A 26502-nucleotide genomic window follows, 5' to 3' on the forward strand; every position below is an offset into this window, starting at 1 on the left:
TAATAAATTCTATGACTATTTTAATTTCTAATTTATGATATTTAAGAAACTTCAAAATAGGTGATATATGCTTTTTTTATACTTTTAAGGGCTAATCTCGTTGACTTAGGTATTTAATTCATGTAATATAACTTAATGGAATGATATAATTTATTATTGAACTAATGCTTATTCTAAATTTAATATTATATATTTAAATGTGGTATTAAATATTAATATAATATTTCTAATTCCTCACAAAACCTTTTTAGAAAGGGTATGGTTGAGCAGGAGGTTAAAATGAAAAACCAAATATCTAAGATACTTGTAGGAAGTATTGCTGAAGAAATTGAGTTAGAATTAGGAGATAGATTGATTAGTATAAACGGCAATGATGTAATAGACATTATAGATTACAAATTTTTAATTACTGATGAACTTATTAATATAGAAATTGAAAAGGTAAATGGTGAAGTTTGGGATATTGAAGTAGAAAAAGAATATGATGAAGATTTGGGAATTCAATTTACTGATGTTATGTTAGATAAACCAAAGAGTTGTCATAATAAATGTATATTTTGTTTTATTGACCAATTGCCAGAAGGAATGAGGGAAACTTTATATTTTAAAGATGATGATTCAAGATTATCGTTTTTTCAAGGTAATTTTGTAACTTTGACTAATATGAAGGAAGAAGACATCGAGAGGATTATTAAATATAAGATAAGTCCTATCAATGTTTCTGTCCATACTACTAATGTTGAGCTTAGAAAGATAATGTTAAACAATAAATTTGCTGGAAATGTATATGATAGATTAATTAGGCTGGCTGAAGGTGGTATTAAAATTAACTGTCAAGTGGTTTCTTGCCCAGGTATTAATAATGGAAAAGAACTTATAAAAACAATCGAGGATTTATATAAACTATATCCAAGCATTGAGAATCTAGCGGTTGTACCAGTCGGAATAACAAAATTTAGAGAAGGCTTATTTAATTTAACTTTGTATGATAAAAATACTGCAATAGAGGAAATAGAAAGTGTAAAAGAATTACAAGCAAAATATATTAGTGAAATAGGCTCACCTTTTATAAGATTGTCTGACGAATTTTATGTTTTAGCACAAATTGATGTTCCTACAGAAGAGTTTTATGATGGGTATCAACAGTTAGAAGATGGTATCGGAATGATAAGGTTACTTAGAAGTGTTATAGATGAAGATCTAGAGACGTTAAAGCTAAATACTAGTGGAAGTTTTACTTTTATAACAGGGCATTCAGCTTACGCAGAAATACTAAAGATAGCTAAAAAAATTAATAAATATAATAATAAAATTAATATTGATGTAAAAAAAATAACAAATGTTTTTTTTGGAGAAACTATTACAGTTGCTGGACTTTTGACTGGAAATGATATAATTAAGCAATTGACAGGTGAAAAATTAGGGGATTATTTAATTATTCCAAGAAATATGCTCAAAAGTGACTATGAATTAGGGAATGATGAGCAGCAAATATTCTTAGATAATATTACAATAAGTGATATAGAAAAAAGCTTAAATAGAAAAATTTTAATATGCGATTATTCAGGAGAAGATTTAATCCATATAATAAACCAAAATAGTCGGGAGGAAGAATAATGGCAAAACCAATAGTAGCAATTGTAGGAAGACCTAATGTGGGGAAATCTACTTTATTTAATAAGTTAGCAGGTAAAAGGATATCAATAGTTGATGATAAACCGGGTGTTACAAGAGACAGAGTGTATGCAGATGCAGATTGGCTAAGGCATAATTTCACAATAATTGATACAGGCGGTATAGAAATTGAGAGTCAGGATATTATTTTAGCACAGATGAGAAGACAGGCACAGATAGCTATAGAAACATCAGATGTTATAATCTTTATTGTAGACGGTAAACAAGGACTTACGGGTTCGGATAATGAAGTTGCCCAAATGTTAAGACAAAGCAAAAAGCCAATAGTTCTCGTAGTAAATAAAATAGACCATCTTGAACTAGAAGCAAATGCCTTTGAATTCTATAATTTAGGTATAGGTACCCCTGTGGCTATTTCTGCAACTCAAGGTCTTGGACTTGGAGATATGTTAGATGAAGTGGTTAAACATTTTGATAGTGTTTATTCAAACACGGAAGACGAGGAATATATTCAAGTTGCAGTAGTAGGTAAACCAAATGTTGGTAAATCATCTCTAATAAATAGATTGCTTGGAGAAGAAAGAAATATAGTAACAGATATCGCAGGTACTACAAGAGATGCAATAGATAGTAAATTAGAAACTGAGGAAGGTAAATTTATTCTTATAGATACCGCAGGAATAAGAAGAAAAAGCAAAGTTGAAGAAGGAATTGAAAGGTATAGCGTTATTAGAGCCTTAGCGGCCGTTGAGAGAGCTGATGTTGTTATACTTATACTAACAGCAACTGAAGAATTAAGTGATCAAGATGAGAAAATTATAGGGTATGCTCACGAAATGAGAAAAGCCATTTTTGTTATAGTGAATAAATGGGATCTTATTGAAAAAGACACTAAGACTATGCTTGAGTATAAACAGAGAATTCAATCTGGTTTAAACTTTATGGCTTATGCACCTTATTTATTTATATCTGCTAAAACTGGCCAAAGAGTACATAAGGTATTAACAACAGTAAAAGAATGTTATGAAAATTATTCTAAAAGAATTTCTACTGGAATACTTAATGAGGTTGTAAATAAGGCTGTACTTATGAAAGAACCTCCCACAGTAGCAAATAAGAGATTGAAAATATTCTATGTTACTCAAGTAGACTCTAAGCCTCCAACATTTGTATTCTTTGTAAACAATACAAATTTATTACATTTTTCTTATCAAAGATATTTAGAAAATCAATTGAGAAATAGTTTTGAATTTATTGGAACAGGTATAAAACTTATATTTAGGGAAAGGAAGGAATAAAATGTTTAAAGTTGCTTTTCTAGGTGGTGGGAGTTTTGGTAGTGCATTATCAATTATGCTTGCCAAAAAAGGAACTGTAGTTAATATTTGGGATAGAAAGATTAGTGTTATTAATGATATTAATATTAAAAGAGAAAATATTAAATATTTACCCAGCGTTATCGTACCAGCGGGAGTAACAGCATTTACTGATGTAAAAGAGGTTATAAATGATAGTAAGATAATAGTACTCGCGGTGCCATCACATGCAATAAGAGAAATATGTAAGATGATAGTGCCACATTTAAAGCAAGATCAAATTCTGGTTAGTATTGCAAAAGGAATTGAAGAGGGTTCCTCAAAAAGAATTTCACAAGTTATAGAAGAAGAAATTCCGAATAACCCAATAGTAATACTCTCAGGTCCTAGCCATGCAGAAGAGGTTGCCTTAGATATACCTACAACAGTAGTGGTTACGTCTAAAAAAATGGAGTATGCAAAGATTGTTCAAGATGCATTTATGACAAGTAAATTTAGAGTTTATACTAATGAAGATATTATTGGAGTAGAGATAGGCGGAGCAGTTAAAAACATTATAGCACTTGCTGCAGGTGTGTCAGATGGTATTGGCTATGGTGATAATGCGAAAGCTGCACTTATGACAAGAGGAATGAGTGAAATTATAAAAATAGGCACGAGACTTGGAGGTAGAATTGAAACATTCTATGGATTAACAGGTATGGGTGATCTTATAGTAACTTGTACTAGCATGCATAGTAGAAATAGGAGAGCCGGTATTTTGATTGGTAAGGGTGTACCTATGGAAAAGGCTTGCGTAGAAATAGGAATGGTAGTAGAAGGTATAAAAGCAGTAAGAGCATTCTATGAATTGAAAGAGAAAGAACAGATTTCAATGCCTATCACCGATGTGCTTTATAAGGTATTATTCGAAGGTAAAGATCCTAAATATGGAGTATATGAATTGATGTCAAGAAATAAAAAAGATGAGTTTTAAAAATCAGTATAAAATTAGTAATTATTTAAAGCCAATTTTTGTTAAGAAATTAATAAAAATTGGTTTTTTTTATATATTTTTAATCTGTAGTAATATTTTATTGATATCTTAAATATATTTATAGTGATAATAATAAGTAGTGGGAGGTATATATTGGATAATTTTGATATATATAAAGATATAGCAGAGAGAACACAAGGAGATATCTATGTAGGTGTTGTGGGTCCCGTAAGAACAGGAAAATCAACATTTATAAAAAGGTTTATGGAACTTATGGTAATTCCTAACATAGACAATCCTCATAAAAAAGAAAGAGCAAAAGATGAACTTCCTCAAAGTGGTTCAGGTAAATCAATTCATACAACTGAACCTAAATTTGTACCAAATGAGGCAGTAGAAATTGAATTTGAAGGCGGTACTAAATTCAAAGTTAGAATGGTTGATTGTGTTGGATATATTGTAAAAGGAGCTCTTGGATATACTGAAGGTGAGGCACCAAAAATGGTTACAACTCCTTGGTATGATTATGAGATTCCATTTGAGGAAGCGGCAGAGATCGGAACAAAAAAAGTAATAAATGAGCATTCAACTATAGGTCTTTTAATTACTACAGATGGTTCTATAACTGGTATAGAAAGGGAAGAGTATTTAGAAGCTGAAGGAAGGGTAGTTGAAGAACTTAAATCCATAAATAAGCCATTTATCATGGTTTTAAACTCTAGTAATGCGGCTGCACCTGAAACAGCAGTTTTAGCAAGAGAGTTAGAAGAAAAATATGATGTTCCAGTTCAAGTTATGGACGTTATAAACATGAAAGAGGAAGATATAGCTAATATATTTCAAAGAATTCTTAGAGAATTTCCGGTTAAAGAAATTAACATAGATATGCCAGAATGGATTGAAAACTTAGATTCTAAGCATTGGGTGAAAGTTAACTTTATGAAATTCTTAAAAGATATGTGTAAGGATATTTTTAAAGTTAGGGATATAAATAAATCTCTACTAGGTTTTAAAGAAGTTGATTTCTTAGATTATGCAAAACTTGATGAGATGAATATGGGAGAAGGTACTGCTAGAGTTAATATAGTTCCTAAAGCAGAATTATTTTATAAAATATTAGGCGAAACCTGTAATTGTGAAATAAAAGGAGAAAATGACTTATTAACATTAATGGGAGAGTTTTCTAGAGCGAAAGTGGAATATGATAAAATTTCGGAAGCATTAAAAGATGTTAAAGAAAAGGGTTATGGGTTAGTAGCACCACAGCTTTCAGAAATGACATTAGAAGAACCTGAAATTGTACAACATGGGGGTCGATATGGAGTTAAATTGAAGGCTTCAGCACCTTCTCTTCACTTTATTAAGGCAGACATTCAGACAGAAATATCCCCTATTATGGGCACAGAAAAGCAAAGTGAAGATTTCTATAAATCCATTTTAGAACAGTTTGAGAATGATAAATCTCAAATATGGCAAAGTAATATGTTTGGTAAATCTTTAGAAGTATTAGTCAAAGAAGGACTTCAAAACAAGCTATTTAAAATGCCTGATGACGTACAAGTAAAAATTCAAAAAACTTTACAAAGAATTATAAATGAGGGTAATGGTAGCTTAATTTGTATTATATTATAAAAGTGCTTTTTATTTTATAGTAGTTTGAGTTATAATGAGTATATATTATAACTCAAACATAAATTTAGTATTGATTTAATATAAAATTGTATAATGTGTGGGAGCTCTTAAAAAGGCTCTTTTTTTTGCTTAAAAATTATAAATATTGAATGATCTACTTAGAAATATCTTTTAGAAAAAATAGAGATTGTGGAGTATTATATATGGTAGATGCTGAATATAAATACATTAGAGATTTTATGCTGAAATCGGAGGAGTAAAGATGTTAAATAGTGAAGTTAAAGAGAATCTATTTAGAGAAGGAATTCATGAGGATGCTGTGAGAGCATTAGATGATAAGGGAAAGTGCCTGTTTGATATAAATAGTACAAGAGACGTATGTTTTGAACTAATTGATGTTGGAGTTAAGTTTAGTTGCGAAAGAAGTATTTTAGATGATGGATTGTATTTAATAAAAATATTAAATTAAATTTAGGAAAGGATAGATGTTGATTTGTGAAAATCACTTATCAACATAAACTCCTTCAATCTCCAATAATAGTTTTTGTGTAGGAGTTCTATTGCCTGCAAAACCCACCAAATTTCCTTTTTTACCAATAACTCTGTGGCAGGGTATAATTATAGGTAATTGGTTAAACTTATTAGCTTGACCTACTGCACGCGCAGCATTAGGATTTCCTATTAACTGTGCAATCTGCAAATAATTTTTTGTTTCACCATAAGGTATGCCCTGAAGTGCTTTCCATACTTTTTTTCTGAACAATGTACCTTTTATTGATAAAGCAATATCAAAATTTCTTCTTTTACCTTTAAAATATTCATCTAATTGAGTTATAACTTGCCTACATAAATCCTTATCTTGGGAAAGTTCATCATAATTTTGTTTGTATTGTGCCCAATCTTCTTCGAAGATACATACATTTCTAACACCAATTTCATCTACAACTACATGTATTAGCCCGATAGGGGAGTCATAAATGTCGTAACCAATTTTCATAAAATACCTCCTAGGTTTTATAATAATGTCCATAAATAAAAGGTAGCATAACTTTTCAATCCTGTCTAGGATAAATGCAATATATTTATTATATTAATTAAATAAATATAAAAATAATACATCCAATAATTAAGTCTTTTGTTTTTAAACAAAACATGATAAAATAAGAACAAACGTTTGGGAGGTGTTAAGATGGATGTAATGAGAAAACTTGAAATATTATCAAATTCAGCAAAGTATGATGCTTCGTGTTCTTCTAGTGGTTCTAATAGAAAGAATACAAAGGATGGAATAGGAAATGCAGCATCTACTGGCATTTGCCATTCATGGTCTCAAGATGGTAGATGTATTTCACTTCTTAAAATACTATATACTAATAAATGTATATATGATTGTAAATATTGCATTAATAGAGCAAGTAATGAACTTGAGAGAACAAGTTTCACCCCTAAAGAGGTAGTAGATTTGACCATAAATTTTTATAGAAGAAATTACATCGAAGGATTATTCTTAAGTTCAGGTGTGGAAAGAAATCCAGATTACACTATGGAAAACTTAGTTAAAATTATAAAGGATTTAAGATTGATTCACAAATTTAATGGATATATTCATGTTAAGGCTATTCCAGGTGCTGATCCTAAATTTATATATGAGGCGGGACTCTATGCCGATAGAATGAGTGTAAATATTGAGTTACCATCCGAAAAAAGCCTAAAACTTTTAGCACCTCAAAAAAATAAGGCAGATATATTAAACCCTATGGGAATTATTACTCGAAGCATAATAGAGTCTATTGAATATAAGAAAAAAGGGTTTAGGGTACCTAAATTTACACCAGGTGGTCAAAGTACTCAGATAATGGTAGGAGCAACTAATGAAAGTGACTTAAGCGTAATTAGTCTTACAGAAGGATTATATAATACTTTTGGACTTAAAAGAGTGTATTATTCTGCTTATGTGCCAGTTATGGAGCATGTGAATTTACCGTCAATTCAAACTACGCCTCCACTTTTAAAAGAACATAGAATGTATCAAGCAGATTGGCTTCTAAGGTATTATGGCTTTAAAGCAAAGGAATTATTAGATGATCTAAATCCTAATTTTGATGTAGATCTAGATCCTAAAGCTTTTTGGGCATTAAATAATTTAAGTGAATTCCCAGTAGAGGTAAACAATGCACCATATGAAACATTACTCAGAGTACCTGGCATGGGAGTAAAATCAGCTATAAGAATTATAAAATCAAGAAGACTTTGCAATCTTTCCTATGACAATTTAAAAAAGCTAGGGGTAGTGCTCAAAAGAGCTAAATTTTTTATAACTTGTAGCGGTAAATTTTATGGAGATAAAAATATGGAAAGAGAAAGGCTTAAAAATTATTTATTAGACTATGAAAGTTTTGATAAGTCACAGCAAATAAGTCTTTTTAATTTAAGGAGTGATTTATTTGTTTAGGTTTATCTATGATGGGAGCTTTGATGGGTTTTTATCTGTTATATATGATTGTTATTACGATAAAATACCTGAGTATATAGAAATAGAGGACCATTATACTTTTAATATACTATATACGGATAAGCTTATAAAAACTGATTTAGTAAAATCAAATAAAGTATCGAAGGCAATATTAGAAAAAATATCAGAAGAAACTCTGATTCATGTGTATCAAGCATTTTTATCTGAGGATATTGGAATAGAATTAAATTTATTTAAATATATACAATTAGGTTTTAAGATGGGGAGAAAAGTTAACGATTTCTTAACAAATGAAATTGTAAATGAAGTACAAAAATATTCTAGAAAAGTGGAATCAGAGGCACATAGATTTTTAGGATTGGTTAGATTTCAACAATTCAAGAATATATTGTATGCAGCTATTGAACCTGATTATAATATTCTTGAGCTTTTGGGAAATCATTTTAAAGAAAGACTCACAAATGAAAAGTGGATAATTCATGATGTTAAGAGAAAAGTAGGTATAGTTTATGATAATAATGATTGGGTAATGAGGGAATTGAAATTTGAAAAAATACAAAGTCATGACAAGGAAGAGTTATTCTATCAAAATCTTTGGAAGGTTTTTCACAAAAGTGTTTCAATAAAGGAAAGAAGCAATGAAAAACTGCAAATGCAGCATATGCCCAAGAAATATTGGAACAATTTAATTGAGATGAATTGATGTCTAGCAAATACGCATTTTTTTATATTTCAGTAATACATTTTTAAAAAAACAAGAATCATGATATAATGTAGGAGAATGAATTAAATAAGTTATTGTTAATTAAAGGAAGGAACGATGTTATGAAAAAGTCACTAGAATATGTAGAAGTTGAAAGCCCTAACATTAGTATTGAAAGAAAAAAAAATATGATGGAGAAAATTTACAAAAAATTAGAAGAATTAGGTGCTACTAGTAAGGAAACGGCTAAAACTAGTAAAGAAATAAACAATGCTTTTCCTAAAGAGCATATAATTAAAGACAGAGGTAACGATAAACAAATCAAGAAGGTACAATTAAACACACCTTCATTTGTAGGTTCACTATCTGGAGTTATGTCTAAGGGACGAATACTTGGAAAAGTTTATAATGTAGAAAAGCAAGAAACTACTTGGTATATAATTGGAAATATAAAAATGATTAATGATATTGATCCTAGAAATATGTAATATCAATCATTTATTTTCATCAACATAAACATAATAAAAAACTAAGTCTTAAAAGTTAAGACTTAGTTTTTTATTGTAGAAAAATTCAATTAAAGATTTAAAAATGCTTGTAAATATAACATTATTGAATATATTTATACAGAGAATCTAACATAATTTACTCAAGGCTAAATTTAATTTTTCTAACACTAAAAGTACATCACTTTCTTTTATTATAAGTGGTGGCTGGAAAGCTAGTACGTTTCTATCTAATCCATTTTTCCCTAAAATAATTCCTTCATCCTTTAAAAATTCTAATATAAGGTCGGCTTCCTCTAAGGCAGGTTCACCATTTTCTTTTAATAACTCAATACCTAACATAAGTCCTATACCGCGAACATCATAAATTATAGGATACTTTTCTTTAAGTTTAAGAAGTCCTTTTTTCAATTTTATTCCTAAAATTTGTGCGTTTGAGCATAAATTGTTTTCTTTAATATAGTCAAGTACAGCTATTGCAGTACTTGCAGCTACAGGATTACCACCTAAAGTAGAAGCAGAAGCATTAGTAAACGATGCTGCAATTTTATCATTTGTGCAAAACGCAGATATAGGCATTCCGTTTCCAAGAGCTTTTGCCACTGTAATTATATCTGGTACAACGTCATAATGCTCGATGGCAAACATTTTGCCAGTTCTGCCAAAGCCTGTTTGAACTTCATCTATAATAAGTAATATACCATTTTTCTCAAGGATGGTCTTCAATTTTTTGAAGTACCACAGAGGTGGAGTTATAATGCCACCATTACCTTGCACAGGTTCTGCAATTAAGGCTGCTATTTTATCACCTTTAGAAGCTATCACGACTTCAATAGCTTTTATGGAGTCACTAGCAGCTTCCTCAAGAGTTTTATCTTTGTTATAAGAATTAGGTACAAAGGTAACACAATCAGAAAGTATAGGATCTGCTCTCCACATAGGGAGGCCAGTAACACTCATAGTTAAATAAGTTCTACCATGCAAGCTATTGTTTAATGAAATAAATTCATTTCTTCCCGTATAAATTCTAGCAAGTAAGAGTGCGCCTTCATTAGCCTCGGAACCACTACAACAGAAAAAAGAATGTTTGATATCTCCAGGTAACACTGAAGAGAGTTTTTCGGCAAGATTAACCATTGGCTCAGTTAAATATATAGTACTAGTATGATCCAATGTTTTCATTTGCTCAATAGAAGCGCTTAAAATATCAGGATTGCAATGACCACAATTAACAACGGAAACACCAGCAAAAAAATCGAGATATTTATTACCTTGTGAATCAATTAAATACTGCATTTTTCCACCTACAATCTGAGGTGGTTTTTTATAAAAATGTTGTGAGCATGGGAAAAGAAAATCTTTTTTCTTTTGAATAATTTTTTCAGGACCTATATAGTTAGACATTATTATACCTCCTTAATTAATTGAATTGGAAAGCTCCAAGGGTAAAACCAGAACCAATAGGATCTAGGGACTGGAATATTTCTTCACATTTGCTTAAATCACTAAGGGCTTCTTTGTAAACACTCAAAATTTTATGTAGGGTAGTAGTATCATAATGACAAGCTTCAATTCTAAAATGAGATACGCCTATATCATTGAGCTCTTTTAAAAAGGGAAGATAGCAAAGATCTTTATAAAGCGTCATATGATTCTTACCATTGTTATCTTGGTATATTGGGTGTTCATTTCCTTTTCCGTCTACTAAAACTAATACTTTGTTAGAAACATTAGAATTATTTTCATGATTTGTAGACTCTGAAACTCTAGTATTCTCATATAAATCATGATTCATATACATAACTGTTGGAGAACCATGAACTATGATTTCAATAGGAATTGGTGAATTAGAAATAGTATCAATAGCGTCTAGCAGTGGTGCCTCTACAGAAAGTGTAGCAATTGATAAGCCTTGCTTTTCATAGAAACTAACTGCTTTATAGTTATAAATATTTAAAGAATAATCTCCAATAAGTTCAAGACCTAAAGATTTATATTTATGAATAGCTCCTAAATTGGTTACAATTAAGCCATCTAATCCTAGGTTGTTTTCTTTAAGTAAATGACTATATTTTGAAAAATCCTCATCAAACATCATTTTAGGAAAACCTAAGTATATCTTTGTATTTCTTTTATCTTTAGTTAATTTAAGTATTTCATTTTTACTAAAAGGGTTATTTGGCTTAAAAACTTCTCCAGATAAATAAACTGCATCTACGCATTCATCTATTGCAATTTTAGCTTGTGAATAGGAATTGACTTTTACATTTAACTTAGGCTTCTGTGCTAAAGAAGTTTTTACATTCAAAAGGTTCTTTATTTCTTCTATCTTATTTTTCGTAATTTCAATTTCTTCTACAGGATTGTCGAAAACTTTACCATTACCATTGTTATCTTTACCTTCATAACGTCTATTGATATATGATAATCCTGGTGTTCCAAATGAACTGCAAGTAGATAAGTCTCTTGTACGGGTTTCAAAAATAGTCTGAGCATCTTTTCTTCTATCATAACAGACAGGATCCTCGATATATCTATTTATGGCGTCGCTATAGTAATTAATTAATTTAACTAGAAAATCTGCATCTCTCATTCTTCCTTCTATTTTAAAGGAGAGGATGCCTGCCTCAATCATTTCAGGTAGATGCTCATACATATACATATCTTTTACTGCCATGGGAAATTCTGTAGGATAGGCTAGTCCGTCTTTTTTCATTGTATAATTCCACCGACATGGTTTCATGCAAAGTCCCCTATTACTGCTTTTTCCCAATATCATCCCACTGTACAAACATTGAGCACCGTGGGAAATACACATATCTCCATGAGTAAAACATTCGAATTCCATATCTGTTTGGGTATGAAGATTTTTAATGCTTTGTAAATCCATCTCCCTTGATGCTACAATTCTAGTAATTCCACATTCTCTAAGTGCTTTAATGGTTTCTAGATTGTGAACATTCATCATCACAGAAGAATGGAGAGTTAGTTTCAAATTTAAACTATTTATTAATTCTAATATGCTAAGGTCTTGAATAATTAAAGCATCTGGCTTAACTCTTTCTAAAAATTTCAGATAATCCTCAGCATCACTTAAATCTACCTTACTGAAAAGATTGTTTACAGTTATATAAACCTTTTTATTTAAGGAATGGGCAATAGTGATTGCTTTCTCTATTTCAGCATTTGACAAGTTATAATCTTTTCTATGCATACGCATATTTAATTTTTTGCCACCCAAATATACAGCATCAGCCCCGCTGTGAATTACCTTTTCAAAAATTTCAAAGGTTCCCACAGGGGCTAATAGTTCTACTTCTTTGTTATTAAAAAATCTACTCATATTAAGACACCTTTCCTTTACATTAAAAATTTTTTGATGAAAATGTAGCTAAAAGTCATTTTCTTAAATATTTATTATATTAAGAGAATAAGTAATTTTATGTTTTTATGCAAACAATACTTTTATAAGATTATGGAGGTGTAAAATGGATTTAGATATTAAAATGATTAATGATTGGGATAAATGAAAAAAAACATTATACAATATGATTTCTATGGGAGAAACCGTAGGTCTATCAGATGATTCAATAACAAAATTAGGTTCAAAAGTTGGAGAATTTCTATCTTCCAATGTAGACCCAGAAAACAGAGAGCAACGCCTTTTAAAAGAACTATTTGAAGCTTCAGATAAATTAGAACAAGAAATTCTGACAAAAGTAATAATAAAAATGGTTGAAAAAGATCATTAAATAATTTAACTTTGATGTACCTCTTTCTACATATTATAAGAAGGAGGTTACATTTTATTATAATGTAATATTATTTAATGAACGAATCATCTGATAGATCGTGTTATGTTCGTCTTTTTTCACTATTACTATCAATAACACCTAAACTCATCGTTATTGTTGAAATGATTAGTGCAATTTTTCCCATTAGGTACCTCAAATAGCAATTAATCTATCTTTAAATAAATTTTGTAAAAAAAGTTATTCAAAGACTTGAAAGAAAGTGAAATGTGATATAGAATCATATAGAGGTATGTAATGAATTGTCAATAACGAGGTGATTATAACACTTAGTAAACTTGATGTAAATAGTAATTAGTTTTTTAACTTATTGCATGTAATATATCTATGAACTAAATAAACAAAATGCGAAATTAATGACCAAATAGCTTGTTTATTTGCACTGCTAATGTTAATATGATAAAGTTTTAACTAAGAAGGCTAATTTAATTATAGAGAGGAAAAGACTGAGTGGATAACGGTTACATTTTAAATTAATTATAAGGCAATATTATATTAATCTATAACATATACTAATATAAATTATGTTTTTTATAAAATGCCTTTATATAATAATATTTTATAAAACAAGGGGGATTTAGTATGAGTGAGAAAAAAAGAATAGCTATACTTGGTGGGGGGTATGGTGGAGTATTAACAGCAAAGCAACTCGCTAAAAAATTTAAAAAGGATGAAAATGTTGAAATTACTCTTATAGACCAAAAACCATTCCATACATTGCTTACTGAACTTCATGAAGTAGCAGCAAATAGGGTATCAGAAGATTCTATTAAAATTGATCTTAAAAAAATATTTGCAAAAAGAAAAGTAGATGTTGTACTTGATGAGATTACTGATTTTGATTTTAAAAATAATAAGTTGAAATCAGCAAATAACACCTATGAATATGACTATCTAGTTATCGGTGCTGGATCTAAGCCAACTTATTTTGGCATAAAAGGCGCAGAAGAAAACTCCCGTAAATTATGGTCTTATGAAGATGCTGTAGAGTTAAAAGAGCATATTCTTCAAATGTTCAGAAAAGCTGTGAAAGAAACAAACAAAGAGAAAAGACAACAAATGTTAACTTTTGTTGTTGTTGGTGGTGGTTTCACAGGAATTGAAATGATAGGTGAACTAGGTGAGTGGAAGGATAGATTGTGTAAGGAATTCTACATAGATAAAAAAGAAGTAAAATTATATGTTGTAGATGCTTTACCTAAGATATTACCTAATTTACCAGACAAGCTAATTGCAAAAGCTGGTCAAAGACTTAATAAATTAGGTATTGAAATTATAACCAAAGCAGGTATTACTGAAGTTACAAAAGAATCTGTTACAATGGGAGATAAAGGTACAATTAGTACTTTAACAGTAATTTGGGCAGCTGGTGTTGAAGGCTCAGATACTATTGGCAAAATGGAAATTGGACAAAAGGGTAGGAAAAGAATAGAAACAAATGATAAGCTACAATCTGTAGATTATAAAAATGTCTATATTGTTGGTGATAATATTTTCTTTATTCCTGAAGGTGAGGAAAGACCTGTTCCTCAAATGGTAGAAAATGCAGAAGAATCTTCTGAGTTAATTGCACATAATATTTATAACACTATAAAAGGTGGGGAATTGAAAGCTTATAAACCTGTATTCCATGGTGCAATGGTATGTATAGGTGGTAAATATGGAGTTGCAAACATTGGATCAGGAAAAAAATTCTATGCCTTATCTGGATTCTTTGCATTATTTGTTAAACATTTTATCAATGTTGTATACTTCGCTCAGGTTGCTGGATTTAACAAATGTTGGTCATATATATCACATGAGTTTTTCCATGTTAAAGATAATAGAAGTATGCTTGGTGGATATTTTTCAAACTCATCTCCAAACTTCTGGCTAGTAGTACTAAGAATGTTCGTTGGTTACAAATGGTTAACAGAAGGACTTGCAAAATTACCCAATATATTAGCTGATCCTTCAAAAATATTCTTAATACCTGCACCAGTAATTGATGGAGCAACTGCAGCAACAGCAGCAGCACCTGCAGCAGGTGCAGCGGCAGCACCAGTAGTTGTGGCATTGCCAGTTCCAGGATTTATATCAGGTATGGTTAAATGGTCTATGAAGACTTTCTTCTATACAGGAGATGGTGGCTTCACTACTTTAGCTACAGTTTTCCAAACAGGTATGGTAATTGCTGAAATATGCGTAGGTTTGTTACTGATAGTAGGATTATTTTCAGCATTGGCTTCACTTTTATCAGTTGCTATGGGTACAATGATTTGGAGTTCAGGAATGGCTCCCGCTGAGATGTTATGGTTCTTAGCAGCAGGAATAGCACTTATAGGTGGATCTGGAAAAACATTTGGCTTAGATTATTATGTAATGCCAGTTTTGAAAGAACATTGGAAAAGGGTAGGATGGGTTAAAAAATCTTATTTATATGTAGATACCTATAGTGTTGATCAATAATTTTATAATAAAAAATTAAATTTCTTTAAATCAAATGTCCTTTTAAAAATAATTAAAAGGACATTTGATTTTGTATTGAATTATTTATAATATGTAATTAACAGTAATTATAACTATAAAAATATAAACAAAAAATAATTGGACTAGGTGATAAAATGAGTATATTTTGGGGGGATTACCCTGATATTGCAGACGAATTAGCAAATATAAAGAAAATTATAAAGAAAAATGTAAAATCCAGTGAAAAAGAATTTGATGAGGCTATTACACCTTTAGTTGATGCAGGTGGTAAGATGTTAAGACCTGCCTTCTTATTACTCGCAGCAAAGTTTGGAAAGTATGAACCCGAGAAGATGCATAATCTAGCAGCGGCTATAGAAATGATGCATATGGCAACATTAGTTCATGATGATGTTGTTGATGAATCAAAATTCAGACGTGGAGTAGAAACAATACAACATAAATACAGCAAAGAGTATGCTGTATATATAGGTGATTTTCTATTTTGCCAATGTTTTATAATGTTATCTGAATTTGGATACTCCACAGTAATACTAAAAGACATTTCTAAAGCTATATCTAAAATATGTATGGGAGAAATAACACAATATAATATCAGATACATAAGAAACACAGGACTTAAAAAATATCTAAAGATTATATCTGGAAAAACTGCAGCTTTATTTGCTATCAGCTTTTTCACTGGTGCACAGGAAGCTAACTGTAGTGAGAAAACGTCAAAACTGTTAGGACGAGTAGGATACTATATTGGTATGGCTTTTCAAATCATAGATGATCTGCTTGATTATAGTGGCGATTCTATTAAACTTGGGAAAAGTGCCCAGAGTGATTTAATAAAAGGATATTATACGCTACCATTAATATATGCTATGGCAGAAGATAAAGAAAATAAGATTTCTACTATTTTAGATAACTCCTCATTAAATGATTCTGATATATCTGAAATAATTATTGTAGTTAACCAATATAAAGGAATAGAAAAAGCTCAAAATTTAGCAAATAAATACACGAAAAAAGCCTTTGAGTATATAGAAAAATTGCCTCAATGTGAGAGTAAAGAAGTAATAGAAGATGTTGCAAAAAAATTATTGATTCGTGAGTTCTAATTTGTCTAGAAGGGAAAGTTTTTATGGCCTATAAAGATTTGCAGGATTTTATAAATCATTTGAGAGAAAAAAAGCTTTTAGATGAAGTCGAAATAGAGGTTGATAGTGAACTTGAAATTACAGAAATCGCGGACAGAGTTTCAAAACAAAACGGGAATGCTTTGCTTTTTAAAAATGTGAAAAATTCTGATTATCCATTATTAATTAATTCTTTAGGATCATATGAGAGAATTAACTATGGCCTGCAATTAGAGAACCTTGATGAAATTGCTAAATTAATACTGGATTTTATGGATGATTCGAAACTTGATACACTTGTAAGGGTCTTTCCTAAAAAAGTAAAAAATGCTGCTTGTCAAGAGGTAATAGAGGAGCCAGATTTAGATAAACTTCCCATATTAAAATGCTGGCCAAAAGATGGAGGGCGCTACATAACACTCCCACTTGTAATAACAAAGGATCCAGAAACTAATCAGCAGAACGTTGGAATGTATAGGCTTCAAGTATATGATAAGAAAACGACTGGAATGCATTGGCATCTACATAAAGACGGAAAAAATATTTATGAAAAATATCGTACACTTGGAATTAAAATGCCAGTATCTGTAGCAATAGGATGTGATCCAGCAACTATATATGCCGCGACTGCACCACTTCCAAAAATGGTAGATGAAATGATTTTTGCAGGATTTCTTAGAAAATCACCTGTAGAAATTGTTAAATGTATTACCAATGACATTTATGTACCTGCTAATGCTGAATTTGTATTAGAAGGATATGTAGATTTAGATGAGACAAGACTGGAAGGTCCATCAGGTGACCATACAGGATATTATTCTCTTGAGGATATGTACCCTGTATTTCATATTGAAAAAATCACAAGAAAGAAGAATCCTGTATATCCAACAACAATTGTTGGTAAACCGCCAATGGAAGATTGTTACATCGGAAAAGCTACAGAACGGATTTTCTTGCCATTATTAAAGGTTCAATGTCCGGAAATAGTGGATATAAATTCCCCTTTGGAAGGGGTATTTAATAATTGTGTAATTGTTTCTATTAAAAAATCTTATCCCAAACATGCTCATAAAATTATGAATTCTCTATGGGGACTTAAACAAATGATGTATACAAAAATGATAATAATTGTTGATGAAAATGTAGATCCAAAGGATATATCAACCGTTGCCTGGAAAGTATTTAACAATATAGATCCCAAGAGAGATTTAGTAATTTCAGAAGGGCCATTAGATGCACTAGATCACGCATCCAACACTCCTTTTTATGGTTCTAGATTAGGGATTGATGCTACAAAAAAATGGTCATCAGAAGGACATTCAAGGCCTTGGCCAGATGATATAGAAATGTCAAAGGAAGTTAAAGATATGGTAGATAAGAGGTGGAAGGAATATGGTATTAAAGAAACTTAAAAGTTATGGGGAGTTAGTTATGTTTTCACATACACTATTTTCTCTTCCCTTTGCTTTAATAGGAATGATTTGGGCAGCAAATGGGTTACCATCGGGTTATACAATATTTTGGATATTAATTGCTTTAATTGGAGCTCGAAATGGAGCTAATGCTCTCAATAGAATCGTAGATAAGGATTATGATAAAAAAAATCCTAGAACTGCAAATAGGCATTTGCCTAAAGGATTAGTAAAAAATTATGAAGTCTTAGCAATAGTGATTTTGTGTTTTTCAATATTTGAAATAGCTGCATATATGTTAAATCCTATATGTTTTATGTTATCGCCAATAGCACTTTTTTTATTTGTAATATATTCATATACTAAGAGATTTACATGGATATGCCATATAGTTTTAGGCATTACCTGCGGAGGGGCACCTGTAGGAGCATGGCTTGCAGTAACAGGAAAATTTGCACTAGCACCAATTATTTTAGGCACTGTAGTTACATTGTGGGTAGCTGGTTTTGATATAATTTATGCAACTCAAGACATTGACTTTGATAGAAAAACTGGTTTATTTTCTATACCTGCTAAATTTGGTTTAAAAGGTGCTCTATTCATATCATTCTTATTTCATTTTATTATGATTTTACTTTTAATTAGTTTATATTTTATAATGAATAGTGGATTAATATATTTAACTGGAATTTTCATAAGTGCTATTTTATTAGCATTGGAGCATTATATAGTATCACCAGCCAATGAAAAGAAAATGAAAATCGCGTCATATCACATAAATCAAGTAGTAAGTGTTTTGATATTTGTTTTTACAGTGTTAGATGTTTTTATATCATAGTTAAGAGGTGATTTAGTTGGGAAAATACATAGTAGGCATCACTGGTGCTAGTGGAAGTATTTATGGTGTACGACTTATAGAAGAATTAATAAAAAAGGATAATGAAATTTATCTTCTTATTACAGAAAATGGTCGTAAGGTTTTAGAATATGAGGTTGAACTAAATTTTGAAGAATGGATCCAAAGTATAAATAGAAATAAGAGTAAGCTTAAATTATGTGCTATAGATGATATGTTTTCTCCCATAGCAAGCGGTTCATTTAAGACTGATGGAATGGTAATTGTTCCATGCTCCATGGGAACTCTTTCAAAAATAAGCTGTGGTACTTCTGATAATTTATTAATTAGAGCGGCGGATGTAATCATTAAGGAAAAAAGAAAGTTGATTTTAATTCCAAGGGAAACTCCTCTTAGTTCTATTCATCTTAAAAACATGCTGTTTTTAAGTGACTTAAATGTTATGATAATACCTCCAATGCCAGCTTTTTATCAGAAGCCTAAAACTATCGAAGATATTGTAAGTACCACTGTAGGGAGAATTCTTGTTAGTTTAAATGTAGATAGTGATTTATGCCATGAGTGGAGTGGAGGTAAATGATAAAAATAAAAAATTTAAATGTCTCATATAAAAATGGGGACAAGTATACTAAGGTAATAGAAAATACAAATTTATCAGTGGAAAAAGGAGAAATATGCGCTGTAATTGGACCATCAGGTGGAGGGAAATCAACATTACTTAAAACTCTTGCTGGGATTATTGTAGACTACGATGGTGAAGTTTTAATAGATGGAAAAACAGTAAATCCGAAAATACATAGAATTGGGTTTATACCTCAAAATTACGGGCTAGTCAAATGGAAAACTGTAGAAGAAAACATATTTTTATCAGCTAAAATTAAGGATGGTAAAAAAAACATAGATGTATTATTTTATGAAAAATTATTGAACGAGTTAAAAATTACAGACTTTGTTAAAAGGTACCCAAGGGAGCTAAGTGGCGGTCAAATGCAGAGAGTTTCCATGGCTAGAGCCCTACTATTAAAACCTAATCTACTTTTAATGGATGAATCTTTTTCTGCCTTAGATGCAATAACTAGGGAGGCTGTTCAAAAATTATTTCTAGAAGTTTGGGAAGAACATAGAGTTACCACCATTCTTGTAACACATGATATTAAAGAAGCAATATATTTAGCAAAGAATATAGCTATAATATCATCATCACCTGGGAAAATAATAGAAGTCATAAACAACCCTTTGTTCGGTAGATTTGATGTAGAAGATAATTTAGAGTACATAAATATAAATATTAAGCTCAGAAAAATTCTCAAAGGAGACCTTTAGAAATGAGACTTAAAGAATTTAAACTAGTTAACTTTGTTGTTGCTTTTATTATTATTTTTGCTGTGTGGCAAGTTCTTGCGATGGTTATCAATAAACCTTTATTTCCACCACCCAATGCTATAATAGTAAATATAGTTACAACTTTTCAAAGTGACTTAGCAATCCATGTTGTTTACAGTTTTATTAGAATTATAGTGGGCCTATTATTTACTTTGGTTATAGGAATACCTGTGGGAATTTTTATGGGGTACTTTAAAAAGATTGATTTAATATTCTCACCAGTAATATATTTCAGTTATCCAATACCTAAGATTGCGTTACTTCCTATAGTAATGCTTATTTTTGGGTTAGGAGAGTCAACAAAAATAGTTATGATTTTTTTAATAACTTTTTTCCCAGTAGTAGTTAATTTAAAAGACGAAGTGAAAAGTATTCCTGAAGAAGTTTTTTATCCTATGTACTCGTTGGGAGCAACAAATTTTCAAATAATAAAAGAAATTGTTTTCCCAGGAATTCTTAAATCCATATTAACATCGCTCAGAATAGGGATAGGTACAGCAATATCTGTTTTGTTTTTTACTGAAAATTTTGGAACTGAATATGGCATGGGTTATTTCATTATGGATTCTTGGATGAGGGTTAACTATATTCAAATGTATTCAGGGATTTTAATTTTAAGTATAATTGGGCTATTTTTCTTTATTTTAATTGATGTTCTAGAAGGGATATTTTGCCCTTGGAGATAAGGAATATTCAAATATTTTTAATTGATTTTATAATATATAAGTAATGCTATACTAAACTGGCATAAAAGTTCAAAAATGGTATAATTAGAATGATAATAATCTACTCCAAAGATAGTCAAAGTGAAATAGTAGGGGAGGAGTCATTTGAAAAAATTATTAATACTTGCTTTAATAATAGTTATATCAACTGGACTAGTAGCTTGTGGTGATAAAAATATAAAATATAAAGCAGGAATATATGAAGGAAATGCCGAAGGACATATTGGGCCTATAAAGGTACAAGTAATAACGGACAAATATGAAATAAAATCAATTAAAATATTAGAACAACAAGAAATCCCAATTATAGCTGATACTGTTTATAAAAAAATTCCAGCAAGAGTAATAAAAGCCAATAGTCCTGATGTTGAGGTTGTAGCAGGAGCAACATACACAAGCCATGGGCTTATTAATGCTATTAAGAATGGGCTAGATAAAGCTAAATTAAATTAGTTATACAATGAGGTGAGATGTAATTGAAATTACAGTATAGATTAATAATTTTTGTAAGTATTATATTATTTATTGTAATTGGTGGTATAGGAATTGTAACTTATTATCAAGTGCAGAATACCGTAGAAACTCAAATGGGAAATAATGCTATGGACTTAGCTGTAACTATTGCGTCAATTGATATAATTGAAAAAACTTTAGCAACTTCAAAAGATTATAATACTGTTCAGAAAACTATAGAAAGCTTCAGAGATAAAACTAGATTTAAATATATTATTGTAATTGATATGAAGGGTATAAAATATTCCTATCCTTATGGAAATTCCTTAGGCAAAAAATACGATGACGGTGGAGAAACACGAGTGATTACAAAGGGAGAATCTTATGTAGCTAAGGATAAAAATGTACTAATAACTGCAATAAGAGCCTTTGTACCCATATATTATAAGGGAAAACAAGTTGGAGCGGTTTTAGTAGGTCTTCTAACGGATACTGTATATGGTGAACTTAGTTTTTATTTGCTTTGTTTAAAGATAGCTATAGTATCTGGGCTTTTAATGGGCATAGCAGGTGCAGTCTTTTTAGCAAAACTAATAAAGAAAAGCATATTTGGATTAGAGCCAAAGGAAATTGCACTTTTACTAGGGCAAAGAGATGTAATCTTACAGAATTTAAAAAATGGAATTTTAGCTATTGATCAAGATGGAAGAATAATACTATTTAATAAAGTAGCAAAGGAAATCTTAAAACTAGATGATGAGGATATAGGCAGAAAAAATATTACTAATATCAATCTCAATTATACAGATCAAATGATGGAAGTAATGAGGACTCAAAAGGCGGTATATAATCAAGAAATCAAAATATGTTTTGATAAGACACTTATGTGCAGTCATACCTTGTTAAAAAATTATAAAGAAGAAATTATTGGAGTTGTATCCAGTTTTCAGGATTTAACAGAGGTTAAAGATATGGCTGAAGAATTAACTGGAATTAAAAAAATGACAAGTGCATTAAGAGCACAAAATCATGAGTTTATGAATAAGCTTCACACTATTTCAGGACTTATACAATTAGAAGAATATGATGAAGCAGTTGAATATATTTCCCATATATCTAAGCTTCGAGGCGAAGTTTCTGATATTCTAAGCAAAAGAATAAAGAATGTACATATAGCAGGTTTGTTACTGGCTAAGTATAATAAAGCAACAGAAGCTAAGATTTCTGTAGAAATTGATCCGAATTCTTATATAGAAAATATACCTAAAGATATAACAGAAGGTGAAATTTGCTCTGTTATAGGAAATTTAATAGAAAATTCTATTGAAGAATTAGTGAAATTTGAAAATGGTAAAATTTTAATAAAATTAAATTCAGATAATGAATCACTTAGAATCAAAATTCAAGATAATGGCCCCGGAATTAAAGATAATATTAGAGATAAAGTTTTCGAACGTGGATTTACAACTAAAAGTGGAAATAGAGGTTTTGGCCTTAGTATTGTAAAACAAATAATAGATTATGCTGGTGGAGATATAAATATTCTACAGGATAATGGTACTACATGGGATATATTTATACCAATGAAAAGGGGTAGATAGTATGATTAACGTTCTTATTGTTGAAGATGATCCAATGGTCAGAGAAATCAATGAGAAATTTTTAAAAAAAGTAGAGGGATTTATATTATATGACAGTGTTAATTCACTTGAAAAGGCAAAAGAAGTTTTATTGAGTGGGAAACCTGATTTAATATTATTAGATGTTTTTTTTCCACAGGGTAAAGGTACAGATTTATTAAAGTGGATACGGTTAGAAAATTTAAAATGTGATGTTATTTTAATCACAGCGGATAGGAACACAGAAACAGTTGAGGAAGCCTTTCGGTATGGAGCAGTAGATTATTTAGTAAAACCATTTATATTCAATAGATTTAAAGAAGCACTGATTCAATTTAGAAGCAGAAAGAACAGTTTCAAAAATGTCGATAGCGTTGAACAGGAAATTATAGACAAATACACCATAAAAGAGAATGCACACATAATAGAATATGATGAATATATTGGAGATATTAAGGGATTCAATCAATATACTTATGAGAAAGTTTTAGAGGGCATAACAGATATGGAGGATAACTCTTTCACATCAGATCAGATTGCAAAAAATATCGGTGTTTCTAGAATTACTGCTAGAAGATATTTAGATTATTTAGAGAAAGAAAAAAAGCTTGTTATTGAAATGGAATATGGTAAGGTAGGTCGGCCTAAAAATAAATATAAAATAAAGTAAGAATATTAGTACATTTTAATATGTACTAATATTCTTACTTTAATACTGAGGTTATTAGAAAAACATTTTTAGATCTTTATTAGTCACTAAAATTCCTCAGTTTCTAATTTAAATCCTTCTATAAAAATATCCTCCTCAATTTCAATAAGCAGACATCTTCTCCCATCCTTATTTCTTACCTGCTTAACTGAATTTAGATCTTTAGGCGTTAAGGTAATAGTTGCAATATCACTAGTGATTTTGATGGACTTAGAATTAAATTCAGGTACAATATTATTTATTTTAAAGTCATATTTGCTACCACAAGTTCCTTCAAAAGCAGTTTCTGTGTCGCATATAATTTCTGCCCCACAATTATTAAGAATATTTTCAACATCGTGAACTCCAAGAACAGGAGTTTCACCATCTTCAAATTGCTCAGAAAGTTCATGTATATTAGCATAAATATCCTGCATAAGTTCAGGTTTTATCTTTTCTCCAATTATGGATTTTAGTATATCACCAAAGCAATTTTTTTCGTCTTCAGCAGTAAATTTGAAACCACAGTTAAGAACATTCTCAATAAAGGAGGTGTTTAGTTCCTTAGGTTTCGAAGCATAATATAAAATTTTATTAATATCCGAATACCCACTAGTAAGACTAGGGAACATGAAGCCTTCTAGTGGAGCATTAAGATTAATAACTGAGTCTAAAGCAGAATTTGCTTTGAATTCCTTATCAGTATAGTCAAATTTTAAAGTTCTCTTTGGAATATCTATTTTATTTACACTTGATAAAATAAAATTAAAGGCTTGGACAGCATCATCGATACTTTCATTAGCATCCATATTTTTGTGACTCGAGCCTAACCAGTATTCAGCTTTAATAAAAGTAACAACTACATCAGTTTCATATTTATAGTTAGCTGCAATTTTTTCAATAACTTTATTAATATGACTTTCAATTTCATTTTTGTTATTAGTTTTTAAAGCATTTGATAAATATTTTTGAGTGTTATTTTTATCTTCAATATTTTGAAATTCTAACTCGAATATTTTGGTATCAAGGGCGCCAGTAAGTACTTTTTTAAAATTCCCTAGAAACAATTCTTTTTTATCCATATCCATTCTATCAAAGTAATCAAACTCTGAATGGATAACTGCCTCATAATCAATTAGCACATTATCCTTTTTTAGATATACACTATAGATTTCCTGGATTTTCATCATTCCACTATCTAACTTAAATTCTTTTCTTATGTCAGCCAATTCTTTTTTATTCATCATTAAACCTCTTTTCACTGTTATTTATAGTCAAATTATAACACATAATTATGGATTTAAATGATAAAAATTCCTATATTAAATAATAATAACTATTGACAGATTATCATTACTATGTTAGTATTTAAATATAAGAAGCGCAACTTATCATATATTTAGTAAAATCTTTAAACAAAATTTGATACCCCCAACGAGTTAATATAATCTGAGAGAGTGGGGAGAGATCATAAGAAATATATAGAAACTATAAGTAAACTAAGAATTCAGTGATGATTGCCATTGCAATCAGGTGAAAAGCCACAATGGGCTAAGAAACCATAATATAAATTACTTAGGAATACAGAAATTAAGTTTATCCGTAATGAAATAAGTTTTTAATTAGTAATACTTCAATATATTAAAATTTAAAGACGGAAATATAGTTTAAGGAGAAAGAATATTGAATATAGTGAAAAATAATAGAAGTTAGGATCTAATTCGTTGTGAATTAAGGATTCTAACTTCTATTTATTTAGAGGTTATTAATATATATTTTCTTCTTAATAGTTTTGCGTAAACCAGTTTATTAATTTTTTAGCTATGCTTATACTATCGGGTGTTAAAGGCATTGAAGTAGAATTATACCAGTCAGCATGACCAATTTCTTTTCCATCTACTTGTATTTCTCCACTTGCATATTCTGCTGTAAATCCTATCATTAATGAATTGGGAAAAGGCCAAGGTTGATTCCCAAAATATTTTATGTTTTTTACAATAATTCCTGTTTCTTCGTGAACTTCTCGTGCAACACATTCCTCGAAAGTCTCTCCAACTTCTACAAATCCGGCAACTACGCTATATAAATCTTTAGGAGATTCGTTATTATGTGCAAGAAGCAATCTTCCTTCCTTTAGAACAGCAACAATTATAGCGGGTGAAATCCTAGGGTAATTTGTAAGTCCACATTTAGGACATCTTTTAGCTCTTTCTCCATCTACGTTCTGAGCTAATGTACCACATCTTCCACAATATTTATGATCAATATTAAAGTTTATTATTTGCTGAGCTCTACCTCCTACCCAAAACATATCTTCTGACAACTGATGAGTTAAAGCTTTAAGCGTGCTGAAATACATATTGCTTGGGATAAGTGCATCGTTTGTTACTTCTCCACAAAAGCAATTTTCATCGTTTATAGACCCGATATATTGAATATTTTTTAAATTTAAATTCTGTAAATCTTTAATCGCTGGTATTATTGCTTTATTGTTTTCAGATTTGACTAACAATGTATCCTTGCAAAATAAAAAATACATATCATTATTAGTTACAGGCAAAGTTGCAACTACTGAAGGTTTAAAATTTGTTATATTTTCCTCGTTACACATTAGTATCATATCTCCAATCTATAATTAAGACTCTGTATTAGGTAGGCAGATAGTGTTTATGCAATTATAACATATATATTATGCTTTTAATATTTTAGATATACATTAT

Annotated in this window: 23 protein-coding genes and 1 pseudogene; 19 read left to right on the forward strand and 5 right to left on the reverse strand. The window is 30.1% G+C overall.

All coding sequences use genetic code 11. The annotated features are described in order from the left end of the window. Nucleotides 1-279 precede the first annotated feature (279 nt). The 5 genes from VIM70_RS05075 (at nt 280) to VIM70_RS05095 (ending at nt 6028) form a co-directional block, all read left to right on the forward strand. Nucleotides 280-1617 carry a DUF512 domain-containing protein gene (locus tag VIM70_RS05075; protein ID WP_331944648.1) on the forward strand — a complete coding sequence of 446 codons (1338 nt, stop codon included), beginning with the start codon at nt 280-282 and terminating at the stop codon, nt 1615-1617. Then, a complete protein-coding gene (gene der, locus VIM70_RS05080; protein ID WP_331944649.1) occupies nt 1617-2933 on the forward strand; it encodes a ribosome biogenesis GTPase Der in 1317 nt (438 codons plus the stop codon). Before VIM70_RS05075 ends, der begins: the two co-directional genes overlap by 1 nt. Nucleotide 2934: 1 nt before the next feature. Continuing rightward, nucleotides 2935-3927, forward strand: a complete 993-nt coding sequence (locus tag VIM70_RS05085) for an NAD(P)H-dependent glycerol-3-phosphate dehydrogenase (RefSeq protein WP_331944650.1) — start codon at nt 2935-2937, stop codon at nt 3925-3927. A gap of 153 nt (nt 3928-4080) precedes the next feature. Continuing rightward, nucleotides 4081-5559 carry a stage IV sporulation protein A gene (spoIVA, locus tag VIM70_RS05090; protein WP_331944651.1) on the forward strand — a complete coding sequence of 493 codons (1479 nt, stop codon included), beginning with the start codon at nt 4081-4083 and terminating at the stop codon, nt 5557-5559. 262 nt (nt 5560-5821) lie between these two features. Continuing rightward, nucleotides 5822-6028: a hypothetical protein gene (locus tag VIM70_RS05095; protein WP_331944652.1), complete on the forward strand. Its 207-nt coding sequence runs from the start codon at nt 5822-5824 to the stop codon at nt 6026-6028. Nucleotides 6029-6061: 33 nt separating this feature from the next. Here VIM70_RS05095 and VIM70_RS05100 read toward each other — a convergent pair whose 3' ends face one another. Continuing rightward, nucleotides 6062-6556 carry a methylated-DNA--[protein]-cysteine S-methyltransferase gene (locus VIM70_RS05100; RefSeq protein WP_331944653.1) on the reverse strand — a complete coding sequence of 165 codons (495 nt, stop codon included), beginning with the start codon at nt 6554-6556 and terminating at the stop codon, nt 6062-6064. A gap of 192 nt (nt 6557-6748) precedes the next feature. On the opposite strand from VIM70_RS05100, the gene VIM70_RS05105 reads away from it, so the two are divergent. The 3 genes from VIM70_RS05105 to VIM70_RS05115 all read left to right on the forward strand — a co-directional run bounded on the left by VIM70_RS05105 (nt 6749) and on the right by VIM70_RS05115 (nt 9223). After that, nucleotides 6749-8011 carry a putative DNA modification/repair radical SAM protein gene (locus VIM70_RS05105; protein ID WP_331944654.1) on the forward strand — a complete coding sequence of 421 codons (1263 nt, stop codon included), beginning with the start codon at nt 6749-6751 and terminating at the stop codon, nt 8009-8011. Further along, nucleotides 8004-8735, forward strand: a complete 732-nt coding sequence (locus VIM70_RS05110; protein WP_331944655.1) for a TIGR03915 family putative DNA repair protein — start codon at nt 8004-8006, stop codon at nt 8733-8735. The genes VIM70_RS05105 and VIM70_RS05110 overlap by 8 nt, the downstream gene beginning before the upstream one ends. 122 nt (nt 8736-8857) lie before the next feature. After that, complete coding sequence (locus tag VIM70_RS05115; protein WP_331944656.1) at nt 8858-9223, forward strand: hypothetical protein; 366 nt, start codon at nt 8858-8860, stop codon at nt 9221-9223. A 147-nt stretch (nt 9224-9370) separates the two neighbouring features. Here VIM70_RS05115 and VIM70_RS05120 read toward each other — a convergent pair whose 3' ends face one another. Together VIM70_RS05120 and VIM70_RS05125 are read right to left on the reverse strand one after the other, a co-directional pair. Next, on the reverse strand, nt 9371-10645 hold the full coding sequence (locus tag VIM70_RS05120; RefSeq protein ID WP_331944657.1) for an aspartate aminotransferase family protein: 1275 nt from the start codon (nt 10643-10645) through the stop codon (nt 9371-9373). 16 nt (nt 10646-10661) lie between these two features. Continuing rightward, nucleotides 10662-12584: a peptidase U32 family protein gene (locus VIM70_RS05125; RefSeq protein ID WP_331944658.1), complete on the reverse strand. Its 1923-nt coding sequence runs from the start codon at nt 12582-12584 to the stop codon at nt 10662-10664. A 199-nt stretch (nt 12585-12783) separates the two neighbouring features. On the opposite strand from VIM70_RS05125, the pseudogene VIM70_RS05130 reads away from it, so the two are divergent. From VIM70_RS05130 to VIM70_RS05180, 11 genes and pseudogenes are all read left to right on the forward strand, one after another. Then, a pseudogene (locus tag VIM70_RS05130) lies at nt 12784-12993 on the forward strand (DUF3243 family protein); the annotation flags it as partial. A gap of 642 nt (nt 12994-13635) precedes the next feature. Then, entirely contained in the window at nt 13636-15501 is a 1866-nt protein-coding gene (locus tag VIM70_RS05135) for an NAD(P)/FAD-dependent oxidoreductase (protein ID WP_331944659.1), read from the forward strand. Nucleotides 15502-15656: 155 nt separating this feature from the next. Beyond that, the gene (locus tag VIM70_RS05140; protein WP_331944660.1) at nt 15657-16628 is read left to right on the forward strand and encodes a polyprenyl synthetase family protein; all 972 of its coding nucleotides are present in this window, start codon (nt 15657-15659) and stop codon (nt 16626-16628) included. Nucleotides 16629-16651: 23 nt separating this feature from the next. Further along, the gene (locus VIM70_RS05145) at nt 16652-18058 is read left to right on the forward strand and encodes a menaquinone biosynthesis decarboxylase (RefSeq protein WP_331944661.1); all 1407 of its coding nucleotides are present in this window, start codon (nt 16652-16654) and stop codon (nt 18056-18058) included. Then, a complete protein-coding gene (locus tag VIM70_RS05150; protein ID WP_331944662.1) occupies nt 18039-18896 on the forward strand; it encodes a UbiA-like polyprenyltransferase in 858 nt (285 codons plus the stop codon). The genes VIM70_RS05145 and VIM70_RS05150 overlap by 20 nt, the downstream gene beginning before the upstream one ends. 16 nt (nt 18897-18912) lie before the next feature. After that, complete coding sequence (locus VIM70_RS05155) at nt 18913-19494, forward strand: flavin prenyltransferase UbiX (RefSeq protein WP_331944663.1); 582 nt, start codon at nt 18913-18915, stop codon at nt 19492-19494. Next, entirely contained in the window at nt 19491-20237 is a 747-nt protein-coding gene (locus VIM70_RS05160; RefSeq protein WP_331944664.1) for an ATP-binding cassette domain-containing protein, read from the forward strand. The genes VIM70_RS05155 and VIM70_RS05160 overlap by 4 nt, the downstream gene beginning before the upstream one ends. 2 nt (nt 20238-20239) lie before the next feature. Beyond that, the gene (locus VIM70_RS05165; protein ID WP_331944665.1) at nt 20240-20983 is read left to right on the forward strand and encodes an ABC transporter permease; all 744 of its coding nucleotides are present in this window, start codon (nt 20240-20242) and stop codon (nt 20981-20983) included. A gap of 144 nt (nt 20984-21127) precedes the next feature. Further along, nucleotides 21128-21475 carry an FMN-binding protein gene (locus VIM70_RS05170; RefSeq protein WP_331944666.1) on the forward strand — a complete coding sequence of 116 codons (348 nt, stop codon included), beginning with the start codon at nt 21128-21130 and terminating at the stop codon, nt 21473-21475. 23 nt (nt 21476-21498) lie between these two features. Continuing rightward, nucleotides 21499-23076: a sensor histidine kinase gene (locus VIM70_RS05175; protein WP_331944667.1), complete on the forward strand. Its 1578-nt coding sequence runs from the start codon at nt 21499-21501 to the stop codon at nt 23074-23076. A 1-nt stretch (nt 23077) separates the two neighbouring features. Continuing rightward, the gene (locus tag VIM70_RS05180) at nt 23078-23764 is read left to right on the forward strand and encodes a response regulator (protein ID WP_331944668.1); all 687 of its coding nucleotides are present in this window, start codon (nt 23078-23080) and stop codon (nt 23762-23764) included. A gap of 86 nt (nt 23765-23850) precedes the next feature. Here the strand turns inward: VIM70_RS05180 and VIM70_RS05185 are convergent, their stop codons facing one another. Then, nucleotides 23851-25026 (reverse strand): DUF4317 family protein, encoded by a 1176-nt coding sequence (locus VIM70_RS05185; RefSeq protein WP_331944669.1) that lies wholly within the window; start codon nt 25024-25026, stop codon nt 23851-23853. A 539-nt stretch (nt 25027-25565) separates the two neighbouring features. Beyond that, the gene (gene nudC / locus VIM70_RS05190) at nt 25566-26393 is read right to left on the reverse strand and encodes an NAD(+) diphosphatase (RefSeq protein ID WP_331944670.1); all 828 of its coding nucleotides are present in this window, start codon (nt 26391-26393) and stop codon (nt 25566-25568) included. Nucleotides 26394-26502 lie beyond the last annotated feature (109 nt).

This window comes from Clostridium sp., from assembly GCF_036569345.1.
In the GTDB taxonomy this organism is placed as follows: domain Bacteria; phylum Bacillota; class Clostridia; order Clostridiales; family Clostridiaceae; genus Clostridium_AD.

Excerpts from the sequence above, each read along its gene's own strand:
- VIM70_RS05075 (WP_331944648.1), top strand. The coding sequence starts at position 280 with ATGAAAAACCAAATATCTAAGATACTTGTAGGAAGTATTGCTGAAGAA.
- der (WP_331944649.1), top strand. The coding sequence starts at position 1,617 with ATGGCAAAACCAATAGTAGCAATTGTAGGAAGACCTAATGTGGGGAAA.
- VIM70_RS05085 (WP_331944650.1), top strand. The coding sequence starts at position 2,935 with ATGTTTAAAGTTGCTTTTCTAGGTGGTGGGAGTTTTGGTAGTGCATTA.
- VIM70_RS05095 (WP_331944652.1), top strand. The coding sequence starts at position 5,822 with ATGTTAAATAGTGAAGTTAAAGAGAATCTATTTAGAGAAGGAATTCAT.
- VIM70_RS05100 (WP_331944653.1), bottom strand. The coding sequence starts at position 6,556 with ATGAAAATTGGTTACGACATTTATGACTCCCCTATCGGGCTAATACAT.
- VIM70_RS05105 (WP_331944654.1), top strand. The coding sequence starts at position 6,749 with ATGGATGTAATGAGAAAACTTGAAATATTATCAAATTCAGCAAAGTAT.
- VIM70_RS05115 (WP_331944656.1), top strand. The coding sequence starts at position 8,858 with ATGAAAAAGTCACTAGAATATGTAGAAGTTGAAAGCCCTAACATTAGT.
- VIM70_RS05120 (WP_331944657.1), bottom strand. The coding sequence starts at position 10,645 with ATGTCTAACTATATAGGTCCTGAAAAAATTATTCAAAAGAAAAAAGAT.
- VIM70_RS05125 (WP_331944658.1), bottom strand. The coding sequence starts at position 12,584 with ATGAGTAGATTTTTTAATAACAAAGAAGTAGAACTATTAGCCCCTGTG.
- VIM70_RS05135 (WP_331944659.1), top strand. The coding sequence starts at position 13,636 with ATGAGTGAGAAAAAAAGAATAGCTATACTTGGTGGGGGGTATGGTGGA.
- VIM70_RS05140 (WP_331944660.1), top strand. The coding sequence starts at position 15,657 with ATGAGTATATTTTGGGGGGATTACCCTGATATTGCAGACGAATTAGCA.
- VIM70_RS05145 (WP_331944661.1), top strand. The coding sequence starts at position 16,652 with ATGGCCTATAAAGATTTGCAGGATTTTATAAATCATTTGAGAGAAAAA.
- VIM70_RS05150 (WP_331944662.1), top strand. The coding sequence starts at position 18,039 with ATGGTATTAAAGAAACTTAAAAGTTATGGGGAGTTAGTTATGTTTTCA.
- VIM70_RS05160 (WP_331944664.1), top strand. The coding sequence starts at position 19,491 with ATGATAAAAATAAAAAATTTAAATGTCTCATATAAAAATGGGGACAAG.
- VIM70_RS05165 (WP_331944665.1), top strand. The coding sequence starts at position 20,240 with ATGAGACTTAAAGAATTTAAACTAGTTAACTTTGTTGTTGCTTTTATT.
- VIM70_RS05180 (WP_331944668.1), top strand. The coding sequence starts at position 23,078 with ATGATTAACGTTCTTATTGTTGAAGATGATCCAATGGTCAGAGAAATC.
- VIM70_RS05185 (WP_331944669.1), bottom strand. The coding sequence starts at position 25,026 with ATGAATAAAAAAGAATTGGCTGACATAAGAAAAGAATTTAAGTTAGAT.
- nudC (WP_331944670.1), bottom strand. The coding sequence starts at position 26,393 with ATGTGTAACGAGGAAAATATAACAAATTTTAAACCTTCAGTAGTTGCA.